Genomic DNA, 15,071 nt, shown 5'->3' with positions numbered 1-15,071 from the left:
AGGGCGTATGGACATCCGAAAGCAGGCTGGGGGCGAGATACATCATCGCCCTGGACAGTCTGACAGGATGGAGCGATCAGCCATGACACCTTTTGCTATTGCCGGCGTACAGATGTACGTCAATGCCCTTGAATCCAACGTGGAAGGGATGATCCAGCGCCTCAATATCCTGATGGCGCGGTTCCCCTGGACGCAGATGGTTCTGTTCTCTGAACTGGCACCCTTCGGACCGCTCGACAGGTTCGCCTTGCCGCCCGAGAACGAGACCATCGAAAAGTTTCAGGAGGCGGCACGCAAGCATCGCGTCTGGCTTATTCCCGGTTCGATGTTCCTCAAGAACCCCGAGGACGGGCGGGTCTATAACACCTCGGTGGTGATCAACCCCGAAGGTGAGATCGTGCGCCGTTATGCCAAGATGTTTCCGTTTCGGCCTTATGAAAGTGGCATTGCTGCGGGGACAGAATTCTGTGTCTTTGACGTGCCTGATGTGGGCCGTTTCGGTCTTTCGATCTGCTATGACATCTGGTTCCCGGAAACCACACGCCAACTGACATCGCAGGGCGTAGAGGTTCTGTTGCACCCGGTGCTGACCGGTACCACCGACCGCGATGCTGAGTTGGCCATCGCACGTGCCACGGCGGCACAGTTCCAGTGCTATATCTTTGACGTCAACGGTCTTGGTGCGGGCGGCGTCGGCAAATCCTGCGTGGTTGATCCCACCTCTATGGTGCTGCACCAGTCAGCAGGTCAGGAAGACATGTTCCCGATCGAGATTGACCTCAATATGGTGCGCCGCCAGCGCGAGGCGGGCATGAAGGGCCTTGGGCAGGTGCTCAAATCCTTCCGCGACAGATCCACGGACTTTTCGGTTTATGACCGATCCAGTGGAACGGATGCCTATCTTCAGACGTTAGGTCCATTGGAAATACCACAACAGGGAAGCCGCGCCGGCCTTCATGTTGATGTGCCAGCAGAGCGCATCCCGCAGGCTCCGGCGTACAAGGGCCAGGAATCTATGCCCGCATTTTCACACACACCTGGCGGTTTCGCGCCCGAACCGATGCCGAACCCATCGGCTGGAACCGCGAATGAACCGCCCGTCGCAAAATCTACCGCCGCGCCTGCGGCATCCATGCCCAATGCTCCGGTGACACCCGGAGTCCTGACGGGCTCTGAAACACTATCCAGCGGTTAGGCTGCGCATAAGGCGGGCCAAAGGTCCGCTCGTGTGTCAGCCTATCCGCCCAAGCGGAGAACGACTGATGCATGCGATGAATGACTACTCTTCGGCGATCCAACTGCGGTCAGACCGGTGGAGCGCGCTGCGCGAAGTGACCTCTGCGCTCAAACGTAGCCCGCCCCAGCAATCCATCGCAAAGTTGAATAAGCAAGCTCAGGACCTTTTTGAATCTCTTGCCTTGATTGAACCTTACTGGGCGTTTCCCGGTATGGCCGCGTTTGACCATATGCGCCGCCAGTTTGAACACGGAAACGTCGCTGACCTTGCCTTTGCCGTAAACCGCGTGACCCGGGCCCTGACAACCGGCGCTTACCGCCGCAGATCCATCCCCCTTGAACGCGACAGCGTGGACGAAGAAGAACACGCAGACGAAGCGATGTTGCCGCCTGAAGCGCGCGCCATGGCCAAGCCCTATTTTGAAGTGCTGATTGTTGATGACGTATCAGATCAGCAGGAGCGCTGGCTGCGCAACAACGTCACACGCATGCGCCGCCACGAAGACCCGTTCGTTTACGAGGCCGTCGTAGTGCCCAGCATCGAAGACGCGCTGGTGGCGGTGCTTTTCAACCACAACATCCAGGCCATTGTCGTACGCCCGGGGCTCAGCCTGAAATCGACGGTGAAAGAGGAAATCCTGACCCGCTTTCTTGCGCGCGCCGGCGGGCACGAAGCCATCGATGCGTTGCAGCCGGAAAACTACGGGCCAGAGCTGTGTCGGATGATCGCCAATGTCCGCCCGGAACTGGACGCTTACCTTGTGACCGAACGGTCCGTCGAGGATATTGCCGGGCTTGATCTGGGGATTTGCCGACGGGTCTTTTATAATCAAGAAGACTTTATGGAGCTGCATCTGAACATCCTGCGCGGGGTTCAGGCACGCAACAAGTCGCCGTTCTTTACGGCGCTGGTCGAATATTCCAAGCAACCCACGGGCGTTTTTCACGCGATGCCCATCAGTCGTGGGAAATCAATCTCGCGCAGTCACTGGATTCAGGACATGGGGGCGTTTTATGGCCCCAATATCTTTCTCGCTGAAACCTCGGCCACGTCCGGGGGGCTCGACAGCCTGCTGGAACCGCACGGACCGATCAAGGAAGCGCAGGAACTGGCCGCACGCGCGTTTGGCTCCAAACAGACCTTCTTTGCCACCAACGGTACGTCGACCTGTAACAAGATCGTCGTACAGGCGCTGGTTCGCCCCGGTGACATCGTCCTGGTCGACCGCGATTGCCACAAATCGCACCACTACGGCATGGTTTTGGCGGGCGCGCAGGTGTCCTATCTCGATAGCTATCCACTCAACGAATATTCGATGTACGGCGCGGTGCCGTTGCGCGAAATAAAGCATCAGCTGCTCGCATTGAAAGAGGCGGGCAAGTTGGATCGCGTTCGCATGCTTTTGCTGACCAACTGCACCTTTGATGGGCTTGTCTACAACGTTGAGCGGGTGATGGAAGAATGTCTGGCAATCAAACCCGACCTTGTTTTTCTCTGGGACGAAGCGTGGTTTGCCTTTGCCCGATTTAACCCGACCTATCGCCAGCGCACGGGCATGAATGTGGCCAATAACCTGCGCGAAAAGCTCCGCACTGAAGCACATGCGCAGAAATATGAGGCGCAGCAGGCGGAACTTGAAGGTGCGGACACTGAAACACTTCTGAACACCCGACTGATCCCGCCGCCACAAACGCGCGTGCGGGTCTATACGACACAATCGACCCACAAGACGCTAACCTCTTTGCGTCAGGGGTCGATGATTCATGTCAACGATCAGGACTTCAAAGGCGAAGTCGAACAGTCGTTCCATGAGGCGTATATGACGCACACCTCTACCTCACCCAATTACCAGATCATTGCGTCGCTGGATGTCGGGCGCAGACAGGTCGAGCTTGAAGGGTTCGAATTTGTCCAGCGCCAGATCGAGGCGGCCATGTCAATGCGTCGCGCAATCAGCGATCATCCTTTGCTCAGTAAATATTTCCGGGTGCTGAGGCCCGGCGACATGATCCCCGAAGAATACCGCCCCAGCGGCGTCCAAAGCTACTATGACGTAGAACGCGGCTGGACCGATATGTGGGAAAGCTGGGAACAGGATGAATTTGCCCTTGATCCCACCCGCGTGACGCTGGCCGTCGGCGGGACCGGTTGGGACGGCGATACGTTCAAGACGCAGATCCTGATGGACAAATACGGCATCCAGATCAACAAAACATCCCGCAATACTGTGCTGTTCATGACAAACATTGGTACCACGCGGTCCTCAGTCGCTTATCTGATCGAGGTGTTGGTGGAGATTGCCCATTCACTGGACGATCTGATGGATGACGCTTCCAATATGGAAAGGCGTGCGTTCGATCGGCGGGTCTCCAATCTAGTAGAGAACTATCCGCCGCTGCCCGACTTCAGCCGCTTTCACGAGGCATTTCGCGCAGACGAGGAAACGCCAGAGGGCGACATCCGTTCGGCGTTCTTTCTGGCCTACGACGACACCAATTGCGACTATCTGGAACTTGATGGGTCCCTGAAGGAAGCGATGGATGCAGGTGAGACGGTTGTCTCTGCCAGCTTTATCATCCCCTATCCACCCGGCTTTCCCATTCTGGTGCCCGGACAGGTGGTCAGTCAGGAAATCCTGTCTTTCATGCGTGCGCTGGATGTCAGCGAAATTCATGGTTACCGGCCCGATCTGGGCTTGCGTGTCTTTACTGCGGAGGCGTTGGAAAACGTCCGCGTCAAAGACCTGTCTCATTCCCCGAACTAAACGAAAAGGACCTCACCTATGGCTACTGTTCTGAAGAATATCTCTGAAATCCGCCGGTTCTTTCACCGCAACGAAGACCCGATCTATTTCATCTCTGCCACCAACTTTAACCTGCTGGGGCTGGACGAATGGGTGAAGAATTTCAAATACATCTGCTACATCGACTGTTACGGCGGTAAGCACCCCAACGTGTTCTGCCCCTCCGAGCAGCCGCATGCGGAATTCCAGTCCATCGAGGACATCAACAACTATCTGTTGCAGCACAAGGAAGTCATCGACTTCATCAAGCGGCGCGGTGGCAAGCCCAAGTTCGTGTTTCTGATGTTCGATGAGGAAACCGAACGTCTGTCCAAGGAATTGGGTGCCTCTGTCTGGTTCCCAAAGGCCAAGTTGCGCACTTCGATGGACAACAAGATCGAAACCGTACGCATCGGCAACAAGGCGGGCGTGCCCTCTGTGCCCAATGCGCTGAGCGAGGTGAAGGACTACGAGCACCTCAAGGAGATCTGCAAGAAGAACAATCTGGGTAACGATCTGGTGCTGCAATCGGCCTTTGGCGATTCCGGCCACACAACGTTCTTTATCAAAAACGAGGCTGACTTCCGCCGTCACGAGAGTGAGATCGTAGGCGAAGGCGAAATCAAAGTGATGAAGCGGATCGATTGCCGCGGGTCAGCGATTGAAGCCTGTGCGACCAAGGAAGGCACCATCGTTGGTCCCCTGATGACCGAACTCGTCGGCTTCAAGGAACTGACGCCCTATCGCGGCGGCTGGTGTGGAAACGAAATGCTGGCCACTGCCTTTCCGCCCAAGGTGCGCGAAAAAGCGCGCGAGTTGACGTTCAAGTTCGGTGAACAGCTGCGCAAGGAAGGGTATCGCGGATACTTTGAATTGGATTTCCTGATCGACAAGAAGACCGGCGATCTTTGGCTGGGGGAACTGAACCCGCGCATCACCGGGGCGTCGTCCATGACAAACCACGCCGCCTTTGCGCATGCAGATGCGCCGCTGTTCCTGTTCCACCTGCTGGAGTTCTCAAAGAAAAAGTTCAACCTTGATGTGGACGAACTGAACGCGCGCTGGGCAGATCCGGACAACATCGACGGCTGGTCCCAGATGGTGATCAAGCATACCGAAGACAGCGTCGACATCTGTTCGGCCTGTCCCGAGACCGGGATATACAAGATGAAAGAGGACGGCAGCGTTGTGTTTGATCGTTTCGATTATCACCGCCGCGCCGTCGAATCAGAAAACGAAGCGTTCTTTCTGCGTATCCTTCAGCCTGGAGACTATCGCTATGAAGGGGCAGACATCGGCATCCTGGTCACGCGCGGTCGTTCTATGACCAAGGGTTTCCAGTTGAACGAGCGTGCGAAAAAGTGGATTCACGGAATCAAGAGTTCCGTTGATGGGAAACCATTGCCCACAGCGCAGGCTGGACCCGAACTTGCGGACCCGGCGTTCAAGATCCTCTAGCCCGAAAGGCTCTCATGTATTGGCGCGCTTTGCACGAAGATCAGCCCGGCCCCAAATGGGCTGGGCTTTTCGCCGAATACTGGCCCGACTATCACGCATGGTGGCTCAAGGAGGGCGATAGCGCGCGCCCTACATATACGCAATGCCGCCGCGCACTGAAGGATCACATGCCAGAGCTCTTGCCGCTTTACGATCAGCTGTGTGAACTGGCCGGTGGTGGCGATAACGCCGCCCGATTCCTCAGCTTTTTCAACCCGCCACCTTACCTTTCCGCCTGCTCACAAGCGATCTGGGCGGGCAAGGAACCTGTCATGGTGCGCAACTATGACTACAACCCGTCGGCTTTCGACAGCCTTGTGCTGCACACAGGCTGGCAGGGACGCACCGTGATGGGAACCTCTGATGGTCTTTGGGGGCTGGTCGACGGTGTGAATGATGCCGGTCTGGCGATTTCATTGACCTTCGGCGGGCGGCGTATCGTCGGGCAGGGGTTCGGCGTGCCACTGATCCTGCGCTATGTGCTGCAAACCTGTGAAACGGCACAAGAAGCGGGCGAAGTCTTGCAGCGTGTGCCGACGCACATGAGCTACAATGTCACGGTGATCGATCGCCGCCGCAATTACCTCACAGCAATGATGGGCCCAGACAGGCCTGCGGTCATCACCCATGCGGCAGTGGCCACGAACCATCAGGAAAATGTGGAATGGGTCAGTCACGCGCGTTTCACCGCAACAGTCGAGCGTGAGCGGTTCTTGCTGCAGCGTCTGCGCCTGCACCGCGACCCGGAAGAGAAATTCATCAACGCGTTTCTCAAGCCGCCCCTTTATTCCACGGCTTTCAACGCCGGATTTGGTACGCTTTATACCGCTGTCTACCGCCCGCGTAAGGGCGAGATGGAGCTGCGCTGGCCGGGTACGGTCTGGCCGCTCTCGCTGAAGAATTTCGAGGAAGGCGCGCGGTCGGTTCTTGTTCCGGGTGCGGCATGACCGGCCCGCTTTCATCGTTGCGTGTTATCGAGTTTTCAGGGCTTGGACCCGCGCCATTGGCGGGCCAATTACTGGCTGACTTAGGCGCGGAGGTTATCGCCGTAGATCGCAAAGCCGCCCCCGCCGACCCCACTGACATCAACCGTCGCGGCAAGAAATCCGTTGTGCTTGATCTGAAGTCAGAGGCAGGTCACCAGGCAGCACAAAAACTGATTGAAAGCGGTGACGTTCTGATTGAAGGGTTTCGACCCGGCGTGATGGAGCGTTTGAGGTTGGGTCCGCAGGATTGCGCCGACACCCTGATCTATGCGCGGATGACCGGATGGGGTCAGGAAGGGCCCTGGGCGCACACTGCTGGCCACGATATCAATTATCTTGCCCTGACCGGGGCCTTACATGCCATGGGTGAAAAAGGTCAGCCCCCTATTCCGCCGCTCAATCTGGTGGCGGACTATGGCGGGGGGACGATGTTCCTGATCTTTGGCATTCTCGCCGCTGTGATCGAACGCGGCGTGTCCGGCAAAGGGCAGGTCGTGGACGGCGCCATGGTAGATGGCGTGCCTGCGATGATGGGGCTGATCCACGGTATGCTGGCAAACGGGCGCTGGTCCGAGCAGCGCGCGTCCAATTGGCTGGATGGCGCCGCGCCATTCTATCGGTGCTACACGTGCAGCGATGGGAAATTCATCTCTGTAGGCGCCCTGGAGCCGCAGTTTTACGCGATACTGTTGGAAAAAATGGGTCTGTCAGAAGACCTGCGTGCCAGTCAGAATGATGTTGCGACATGGCCCGCCCGAACGGCACAATTCGCAGATATGTTTATGGAAAAAACCCGCGATGAATGGGCCGCGATCTTCGAGGGGTCAGACGCCTGTGTCGCGCCTGTGCTGACATTCACCGAAGCGGCAGAGCATCCGCATATGGCAGCCCGCGCGGCGCTGATCGCCCCTGATGGGGTCCTGCAGTCGAGTGTCGCACCCCGCTTCAGCAGGTTTACGGATCTGTCCCCCATGGCACCCCGCGCCGTCGGCGCAGACACCGCAGCCGTGTTAAACTCACTAGGGCTGGCCTCTGAAACCGGGGCCGGGCAAATATAAAAAGGCCCTCCCCGGGGGCGGAGAAGGCCTTTGGTCGATCAGGGTCTTTTTACGCCGCTTCGCGGTGATGGGCCCCTTCTTCGACCTCCTCGACGATCTTTGCAACAAAAGCATCAAGATCTTCGGGTGACCGGCTGGTGATGATGCCGTTGTCGACAACTACAGCGCTGTCTTCCCAATGGGCCCCGGCATTTTTCATATCCGTCTGGATCGAACCATAAGAAGTTGCCTTACGGCGTTCGATAATGCCCGCCTCGATCAGCAGCCATGGTGCATGGCAAATCGCTGCGATGGGCTTGCCCTTTGTGGCAAAGCTTTTGATCAGCGCGACGGCGTCTTCGTTGGTGCGCAGAATGTCAGGGTTTATCTGACCGCCGGGAAGAACCAACGCGTCATAGTCGGCAACGTCCACGTCAGCCAACTTCATGTCTGCTGTCGCCTTGTCTCCCCAGTTGTCTCCGTCCCAGCCGGTGATGTCTTCACCGTCAGGGGTCGCAATATGAACGGTTGCACCCTTGGACTTCAATGCATCGCGGGGATGCTCAAGCTCCGACTGCTCGAAGCCATGCGTGGATAGAATCAGTATTCTTGAATTGGTGATGTCTGTCATTTTCTTACTCCGTTAAGGTAACGATTGCCGACCCAACGTCGCGGAGCGACCGCGTGTTCCGTAAAACGCGGGCTTGCGGCAATCTGCCACCCATCTGCGAAGAAATTTCAAACCCCCATTATGGGATGTCGCCGCCCGGTGGGATCGGGTACTCTACACCCATGAAAGACACCACGGACACATTGGCAGAGACAAACCTTGATGATTTCATCGTCTGCCCCCAATGTGATGCGGTCTACCGGCTCAAAAGGCCGGATCGCGGCGAGCGCGCGGTCTGTCAGCGGTGCCACAAGGTTCTGATAATGCCGCGCAAGAATGCGGGCTTGCACATTATTGCCGTGGCTCTGGCTGTCGTCTTTTTGATCATCGGCGCGGCGGTATTCCCATTTCTGACGATTGATGCGGCAGGCAACAAGAATGCCGTGTCGATCCTGGATGCTGCGCTGGCCTTTACCGGCGGCCCGCTTTTAGCGTTGTCGCTGGCGACGGCCGCGCTGATCATCTTTATTCCGCTCTTTCGCGTCTTGCTGACGCTGTACGTCCTTGTGCCCATTGTTCTTGACAGGCAACCGGCCCGGCACGCCATTTCCGCCTTCCGGATCTCCGAGGCAATGCGCCCCTGGTCGATGGCAGAGATATTTGCGATCGGTTGTGCAGTCGCGCTGGTCAAGATCACGGATCTGGCCAATGTAGCATTCGGGCCTGCGTTCTGGATGTTTGGCATTCTTGTGGTTCTGGTGATCGCGCAGGACAGTTTTATGTGTAGATGGTCTGTATGGCATTCTCTGGAACACCCGAAAAAATCATAAGTGCCCGCGAATTGGGCATCGTCGCTTGCACGAGGTGCACCAAGGCTTGGCCGCTGGGCACGCAAACCTGTGGGCGCTGTGGGCACACGCTGGTATCGCGCGACCGGCTAAGTCTGCAGCGGGTTTGGGCTTTCTGGCTGATGGGGCTTATTTGCTATGTCCCGGCGAATATTTATCCCATGCTGATCACAAAGACCCTGTTCCAGGAAGACAAGAGCACCATCATTGGTGGCGCGATTGAGCTGGCAAAATACGGAAATCTTGGGATCGCGGCGATCATTCTGTTTGCCTCTGTCGTGATCCCGCTGGGCAAGTTCTGGGCGATTGCCTTTCTGGCGATCAGCGTCAAACAGCAACGTGTCATTTCCACTCGGTTCCGGCGCGTGCTCTACGAAGTGGTCGAGTATATCGGGCGCTGGTCCATGATCGATATCTTTGTGGTTGCGATTTTGTCCGCGCTGGTGCAACTCAAGGCACTGGCATCGATCAATCCTGGCCTTGCGAGCATCTTTTTCGCCCTGTCGGTCATCTTTACGATGCTGTCGGCGCAAGCCTTTGATTCCCGGATGATCTGGGATGTGCAGGCCAGGGATGGGGGCAAACCACAAGATGAGTGATACACCGCCCGAAGTCTCAGTGTCCCCGACGCGCAAGCTGTTTCTCAGCGGAGCTTCGATTGTCTGGCTGGTCCCCTTGCTTGCGCTGGTGATCGCGCTGGGTGTTGCGTGGCGATCCTACGCTGACCTTGGCCCTGTGATCGTCGTGGAATTCAAGGAAGGCACGGGTATCGTTGCCGGTGAAACGGAGCTGAAGTACCGCGATATTACGGTGGGGGCCGTTGAACGGGTCGGTTTTACCGCGGGGCTGGAGCGGGTGACGGCGTCCATTCGGGTAGACAAGGACGTAGCCCCCTATATCGACAGCGGTTCGGTGTTCTGGATCGTACAGCCAGAGGTAACCGCGCAGGGCATTTCGGGCCTCAGCACAGTGTTGAGCGGTGTATATATCCAAGGATCCTGGGACGATCAGATCGGCGCCACGGAAACCCGTTTTCAAGGCACACAAGAACCACCGCTTATCGTATCCGGACAAGGTGGTCTTGAGATTGCGTTTCGCACCACGGCAAACGGTCAGCTGACCGATAATGCGCCGATCCTATACAGGGGAATTGAAGTTGGACGCGTCGGACGGGCCAAGATTGATCCGCGCGGCGGATACGCTGTTGTCGAGGCGCTGATTTTTGAAGAGCACCGCGTGTTGGTCAACGAATCCACTCGGTTCTGGGATGCGTCTGGCTTTAGCGTGAATATCGGGCCTGCCGGGGCAGAGATCAATTTCTCCTCGCTTGCCACACTCGTCGGTGGCGGTATCACCTTTGACACGTTCGTTTCAGGTGGCGACCCGGTACAGGACGGCACGGTTTTCCGCATTTTCCCGGATGAAGAGACCGCGCGTAATTCGGTGTTTAACGCATCCGAGGTTGAGCCGCTCAAGGTCAGCGTGATCTTTGATGACAATATTTCCGGCCTTGTTGTCGGTGCCCCGGTAGAGCTGAGCGGCCTGAACATCGGTCAGGTCGACACGCTGGCCGGTTTGGTGGATTTCAACCAGTTCGGCGACAGCCGCGTGCGTCTCAACGTGATCCTGTCGATACAGCCTGCACGCCTTGGCCTGCCGGGGGAGGTAACCGCAGAAAATGCCTTGCGGTTCCTGCAGGATCGGGTCGCAAACGGTCTGCGGGCCCGTCTGACATCCGGCAGTCTGTTAACCGGTGGCCTCAAGGTAGAGCTGGTGATGGTGGAGGACGCGCCAACCGCGCGCCTTGTCGCAGACGGGGCCAGATTGCCGCAGATGCCGACCACCGACAGCGATGTGTCCGATGCAGCCGCGACGGTTGAGGGCGTCTTCAATCGCATCAACAATCTGCCGATTGAGGAATTGCTGAACAGTGCGATTTCCTTCCTGAATTCCGCCGAAGGTCTGATTAACGATGAAGACCTGCGTGAAACGCCGCAGGATGTGCGGGTTCTTTTGGCTGACATCAGCGATCTGGTGAAATCCGAAGAGATACAGAATGTGCCTGTGGCGCTGAACTCCCTGCTTACCCGGGCCGAAGGGTTGGTCACGCAGCTCGAAGAACAGCAATTGGCAGATCGTCTTTTGGCGGCGATTGACACAGTCACCGAAACGGCGGGATCGGTGACAACCTCGATGGAAGGCGTGCCTGAGCTTGTCGAAAGTCTGACGGCCGTGTCCCAAAAGGCCGAAGCCCTGAAAATCGAAGATCTGGTGGCGGAGGTGACCGATCTTGTTGTTTCTGCCGAAACGCTTCTGAGCTCCGAAGATGCGCAGGCGCTGCCTGCGTCTCTGCGCACCGCCGTGGACGAGGTGAATAGCACGCTGAATGAATTGCGCGCAGCCGGGGCGGTGAACGTCATCAACGAAACGCTTGAATCTGCCAGAGTTGCGGCAGGCAATATCGCGACAAGCACCGAAGAATTGCCGCAAATCACAGAGCGTTTGCGCGCCGTTCTGGATGATGCTGCATCAGCGACTGCAAATATCAACACAGCAGTCGAAGGTGTGCCGCAACTGGTCGAACGCATTCAGGCCATAGCCGCCAAAGCAGAGTCGCTCGAAGTCGAAGCTTTGATCGCTGAGCTGACTGCGCTGACCAAGTCGGCAGATGAATTGATCGGGACTGAGGACGCCAAGGCCTTGCCGACCTCGCTGAAGCGTGCGCTGGACGAGGTGAACTATACTTTGCAGACACTGCGTGAGGGCGGGACGGTCGAGAATATCAACCGGACCCTAGCCTCTGCCCGTAATGCGGCTGACGACATCTCGACGGTTACAAAGGATTTGCCAGGTGTCGTGGACCGCCTGAACCGGTTGTTTGCGCAGGCCAGCCGTACGATCGAGGGATATAACAAGGGGGACGAGATCAGTCGCGCCACCCAAGCCACGCTGCGTGACATCCAGAAAGCGGCAGACGCCCTTGCATCCCTCGCGCGGACCATAGAACGTAACCCGAATTCGCTTTTGCTTGGACGGTAAATGATGATGGCTGCACTTCGCACTTTGATCCTGGGATTTGTTCTCTTGCTGGCAGCCTGCGGCGGCTCGGCAGAGAGGTTCGCCGTGAGCACGCCATCGGTCGTCGAAGAGGTCCGTATCGGCTTTGCTTCTGTCGAAGTGCGTGACGTTTCTTTGCCGACTTACGCGGCCTCGGATGAGATCCACCTTCAAAGCGCAGATGGGCGGCTGACCAGTTCAACAGATGTGCTTTGGGCTGACGACCCCGAACGGGCTGTCGCGCTGGAGATCAGCCAGAACCTGGCACGTATGACCAAGCGCCGCATCGCTTCTGAGCCCTGGCCGTTTCAGTCCTTCCCCGACGCGCGGCTTGAATTGCGGTTTGCTGAATTGGTGGCAACAACTGCCGGACAATTCCGTGCATCTGGCCAATACTTTGTCGCCGTTGAAAACGGTGGCCGCGAACGATCCGGTCTTTTTGATCTCTCGGTGCCTTTTGATCCCGAGGCTGGCCCGACAGCCATCGCCGCAGCCCGCGGTCAACTGATCCTGGACCTTGCGGCCTATGTCGCGCGCAACGGGTTGCGCTAGGCGAACAGTTGGTTGCGCGTGGCGGCCTGCGGCTGCCGCCTAGAAGTCGAGATTTTCCACGCTCAGGGCGTTTTGCTGAATGAACTCGCGCCGTGGTTCCACCACGTCGCCCATCAACTTGGTGAACAGATCGTCGGCCTCTGCCATGTCATCCACTTTGACCCGCAACAGCGTGCGCGCATCCGGATCGAGGGTCGTTTCCCAGAGCTGATCGGGGTTCATCTCTCCCAATCCCTTGTAACGCTGCAGTGACAGGCCCTTTTCGCCTTCAGCTAGGATCGCATCCAGCAGGTCTATTGGCCCGTGAATAAGCTGACTTCGGTCCTTGCGGACCAAAGTGGCCGGCAACCGATAGACGTCCTGAAGGTGGGTCGTGAACGAGCCGGAGCGCTTTGCCTCGCCCGAACGGAGCATCTTGCCGTCCAGCGTGCGCACTTCCTCGACGCCACGCAGAATACGGGCCAGTCGGATGCCGTGGTCCTGTGTGATGCGCCCTTGCCAGCCGCGTTCGTACTCCAGCGCGATCAGATTCAGACGCTCCGCGACGTGGTCCGCCACGCCCTGCAGGTCCTTATCGACTGCACCGGGCACAAATGCCCCTGCAATCGCCGCCTGTTCCAGAATATGGCGGGGATAATGCGTTGGGAAAGCCTCAAGCACACGACGCAATTGGCGCGCCATATCGACCACGCGTGCAAGGTCGGCTCCGGTGATCTCCTCGCCATTGCCCTGTCGCAACATGGCGCCGTCGACGCCCTGCTGGATCAGGTAGTCTTCCATCGCAGCCTGATCCTTGAGGTACACTTCGGATTTGCCGCGGGACACTTTGTAAAGTGGCGGCTGCGCGATGTAGAGATGCCCATTCTCGATCAGTTCGGGCATTTGACGGTAGAAGAACGTTAGAAGCAGCGTTCTGATATGCGCGCCGTCCACGTCCGCATCCGTCATGATGACGATCTTGTGGTAGCGCAATTTCGAGATGTCGAATTCGTCGCGCCCGATGCCGGTACCCAGTGCCATCACCAGGTTGCCGATTTCCTGACTGGACAGCATCCGATCAAAGCGCGCCCTCTCCACGTTCAGGATCTTGCCCTTAAGCGGCAGGATCGCCTGTGTCTGCCGGTCCCGTCCCGTCTGGGCGGAGCCGCCCGCTGAGTCACCCTCGACCAGAAAGACCTCAGTCTTGGACGGATCCTTTTCAGAGCAGTCCTTGAGCTTGCCTGCGAGAAAGTTCACGTCCATGGCCGTCTTGCGCCGTGTCAGATCGCGCGCTTTGCGGGCGGCCTCGCGCGCATGGGCCGCTTCGATAATCTTGGAGACAACGATGCGCGCCTCATTGGGGTTTTCTTCAAACCACTCAGCCAGCTTCTCCCCTACCAGCCCTTCAACAGCCGGACGCACTTCGGAAGAGACCAGTTTGTCCTTGGTCTGCGAGCTGAATTTGGGATCAGGTACCTTGACGCTAAGCACACAGGTCAGCCCCTCGCGGGCGTCATCCCCGGTAAAGCTGACCTTCTCTTTCTTGGCGATGCCTGAGGACTGTGCGTAGTTGTTGATGGTTCGTGTCAGCGCGCCTCGAAAACCCGCCAGATGGGTGCCGCCATCACGCTGTGGGATGTTGTTGGTAAACGGCAGGACGTTTTCGTGATAGCTGTCGTTCCACCACATCGCGACTTCGACCCCGATTTCGTCCTTTTCACCTTGGACAAAGATCGGTTCGGGCATGACCGAAGACTTGTGACGATCAAGATATTTGACGAATTCCTTCACGCCGCCTTCGTAAAAAAGCTCTGTTTGCAGCGTTTCAACGGGCCGTTCATCTCGCAGAATAATCCGAACTCCAGAATTCAGAAATGCCAATTCGCGCAAGCGCTTTTCCAGCGTTTCGAAAGAATATTCGAGGTTCGAAAATGTCTGTGTCGAGGCCATGAACCGCACTTCGGTGCCGGTGCGGTCTGTGTCGCCAACAACTTCGAGATGCTTGGCGGTGAAACCGCCCTCGAAACGTGCCACATGTTCCTTGCCCTCGCGCCAGATGCGCAGTTCCAGCCAGTCCGAGAGGGCGTTTACCACAGAAACGCCGACACCGTGCAAACCGCCCGACACCTTGTAGGAGTTGCTGTCGAACTTCCCGCCCGCATGCAGCTGAGTCATGATAACTTCGGCCGCTGAAACGCCTTCTTCTTCGTGAATACCGACCGGTATGCCGCGCCCGTTGTCGCTTACGGAGACGGACGAATCTTCATGGATTGTCACCGTCACAGCGTCCGCGTGACCGGCAAGTGCTTCGTCGATCCCATTGTCCACGACTTCGTACACCATATGATGCAGACCAGAGCCGTCGTCAGTGTCCCCGATATACATTCCTGGACGCTTGCGAACAGCCTCCAAGCCCTTGAGAACCTTAATGGAATCCGCACCGTATTCGTTCGGCGTCTGCTCTTGCTCGGACATGTAGGGAAAAC

Annotated in this window: 11 protein-coding genes; 9 read left to right on the top strand and 2 right to left on the bottom strand. The window is 57.5% G+C overall.

The genetic code is table 11. The features are described 5' to 3' along the window. The first annotated feature begins 82 nt into the window (after positions 1 to 82). The 5 genes from H9Q16_RS14305 to H9Q16_RS14285 all read left to right on the top strand — a co-directional run bounded on the left by H9Q16_RS14305 (position 83) and on the right by H9Q16_RS14285 (position 7,560). Complete coding sequence (locus H9Q16_RS14305; protein WP_191076098.1) at positions 83 to 1,195, top strand: carbon-nitrogen hydrolase family protein; 1,113 nt, start codon at positions 83 to 85, stop codon at positions 1,193 to 1,195. Positions 1,196 to 1,262: 67 nt separating this feature from the next. Continuing rightward, positions 1,263 to 4,001, top strand: a complete 2,739-nt coding sequence (locus tag H9Q16_RS14300) for an aminotransferase class I/II-fold pyridoxal phosphate-dependent enzyme (RefSeq protein WP_191076097.1) — start codon at positions 1,263 to 1,265, stop codon at positions 3,999 to 4,001. Positions 4,002 to 4,019: 18 nt separating this feature from the next. Then, a complete protein-coding gene (locus tag H9Q16_RS14295; RefSeq protein WP_191076096.1) occupies positions 4,020 to 5,477 on the top strand; it encodes a biotin carboxylase in 1,458 nt (485 codons plus the stop codon). 14 nt (positions 5,478 to 5,491) lie between these two features. Beyond that, positions 5,492 to 6,463 carry a C45 family autoproteolytic acyltransferase/hydrolase gene (locus tag H9Q16_RS14290; protein ID WP_191076095.1) on the top strand — a complete coding sequence of 324 codons (972 nt, stop codon included), beginning with the start codon at positions 5,492 to 5,494 and terminating at the stop codon, positions 6,461 to 6,463. Continuing rightward, the gene (locus H9Q16_RS14285; protein WP_191076094.1) at positions 6,460 to 7,560 is read left to right on the top strand and encodes a CaiB/BaiF CoA transferase family protein; all 1,101 of its coding nucleotides are present in this window, start codon (positions 6,460 to 6,462) and stop codon (positions 7,558 to 7,560) included. The genes H9Q16_RS14290 and H9Q16_RS14285 overlap by 4 nt, the downstream gene beginning before the upstream one ends. A 49-nt stretch (positions 7,561 to 7,609) precedes the next feature. On the opposite strand, the gene H9Q16_RS14280 is transcribed toward H9Q16_RS14285, so the two are convergent. Then, positions 7,610 to 8,170, bottom strand: a complete 561-nt coding sequence (locus tag H9Q16_RS14280; RefSeq protein WP_191076093.1) for a type 1 glutamine amidotransferase domain-containing protein — start codon at positions 8,168 to 8,170, stop codon at positions 7,610 to 7,612. 161 nt (positions 8,171 to 8,331) lie between these two features. Between H9Q16_RS14280 and H9Q16_RS14275 the strand changes: the two genes are divergently transcribed. The 4 genes from H9Q16_RS14275 to H9Q16_RS14260 are packed head-to-tail and all read left to right on the top strand — an operon-like array spanning position 8,332 to position 12,606. Beyond that, entirely contained in the window at positions 8,332 to 8,979 is a 648-nt protein-coding gene (locus H9Q16_RS14275) for a paraquat-inducible protein A (protein ID WP_191076092.1), read from the top strand. Then, a complete protein-coding gene (locus tag H9Q16_RS14270; RefSeq protein WP_386259808.1) occupies positions 8,937 to 9,596 on the top strand; it encodes a paraquat-inducible protein A in 660 nt (219 codons plus the stop codon). Before H9Q16_RS14275 ends, H9Q16_RS14270 begins: the two co-directional genes overlap by 43 nt. Continuing rightward, positions 9,589 to 12,036: an MlaD family protein gene (locus H9Q16_RS14265; protein WP_191076090.1), complete on the top strand. Its 2,448-nt coding sequence runs from the start codon at positions 9,589 to 9,591 to the stop codon at positions 12,034 to 12,036. Before H9Q16_RS14270 ends, H9Q16_RS14265 begins: the two co-directional genes overlap by 8 nt. A gap of 6 nt (positions 12,037 to 12,042) precedes the next feature. Next, on the top strand, positions 12,043 to 12,606 hold the full coding sequence (locus tag H9Q16_RS14260; RefSeq protein ID WP_191076089.1) for a PqiC family protein: 564 nt from the start codon (positions 12,043 to 12,045) through the stop codon (positions 12,604 to 12,606). A 39-nt stretch (positions 12,607 to 12,645) separates the two neighbouring features. On the opposite strand, the gene gyrB is transcribed toward H9Q16_RS14260, so the two are convergent. Further along, on the bottom strand, positions 12,646 to 15,060 hold the full coding sequence (gene gyrB / locus H9Q16_RS14255) for a DNA topoisomerase (ATP-hydrolyzing) subunit B (protein ID WP_191076088.1): 2,415 nt from the start codon (positions 15,058 to 15,060) through the stop codon (positions 12,646 to 12,648). Positions 15,061 to 15,071 lie beyond the last annotated feature (11 nt).

This window comes from Sulfitobacter aestuariivivens (assembly GCF_014763045.1).
GTDB lineage: Bacteria > Pseudomonadota > Alphaproteobacteria > Rhodobacterales > Rhodobacteraceae > Sulfitobacter > Sulfitobacter aestuariivivens.
This window is presented reverse-complemented; position numbering and strand designations above follow the sequence as displayed.

Bases quoted from the DNA above. Each gene is read 5' to 3' on its own strand.
- H9Q16_RS14290 (WP_191076095.1), top strand. From the start codon at position 5,492: ATGTATTGGCGCGCTTTGCACGAAGATCAGCCCGGCCCCAAATGGGCT.
- H9Q16_RS14270 (WP_386259808.1), top strand. From the start codon at position 8,937: ATGGTCTGTATGGCATTCTCTGGAACACCCGAAAAAATCATAAGTGCC.
- H9Q16_RS14265 (WP_191076090.1), top strand. From the start codon at position 9,589: ATGAGTGATACACCGCCCGAAGTCTCAGTGTCCCCGACGCGCAAGCTG.
- H9Q16_RS14305 (WP_191076098.1), top strand. From the start codon at position 83: ATGACACCTTTTGCTATTGCCGGCGTACAGATGTACGTCAATGCCCTT.
- H9Q16_RS14260 (WP_191076089.1), top strand. From the start codon at position 12,043: ATGGCTGCACTTCGCACTTTGATCCTGGGATTTGTTCTCTTGCTGGCA.
- H9Q16_RS14295 (WP_191076096.1), top strand. From the start codon at position 4,020: ATGGCTACTGTTCTGAAGAATATCTCTGAAATCCGCCGGTTCTTTCAC.
- gyrB (WP_191076088.1), bottom strand. From the start codon at position 15,060: ATGTCCGAGCAAGAGCAGACGCCGAACGAATACGGTGCGGATTCCATT.
- H9Q16_RS14300 (WP_191076097.1), top strand. From the start codon at position 1,263: ATGCATGCGATGAATGACTACTCTTCGGCGATCCAACTGCGGTCAGAC.
- H9Q16_RS14285 (WP_191076094.1), top strand. From the start codon at position 6,460: ATGACCGGCCCGCTTTCATCGTTGCGTGTTATCGAGTTTTCAGGGCTT.
- H9Q16_RS14280 (WP_191076093.1), bottom strand. From the start codon at position 8,170: ATGACAGACATCACCAATTCAAGAATACTGATTCTATCCACGCATGGC.
- H9Q16_RS14275 (WP_191076092.1), top strand. From the start codon at position 8,332: ATGAAAGACACCACGGACACATTGGCAGAGACAAACCTTGATGATTTC.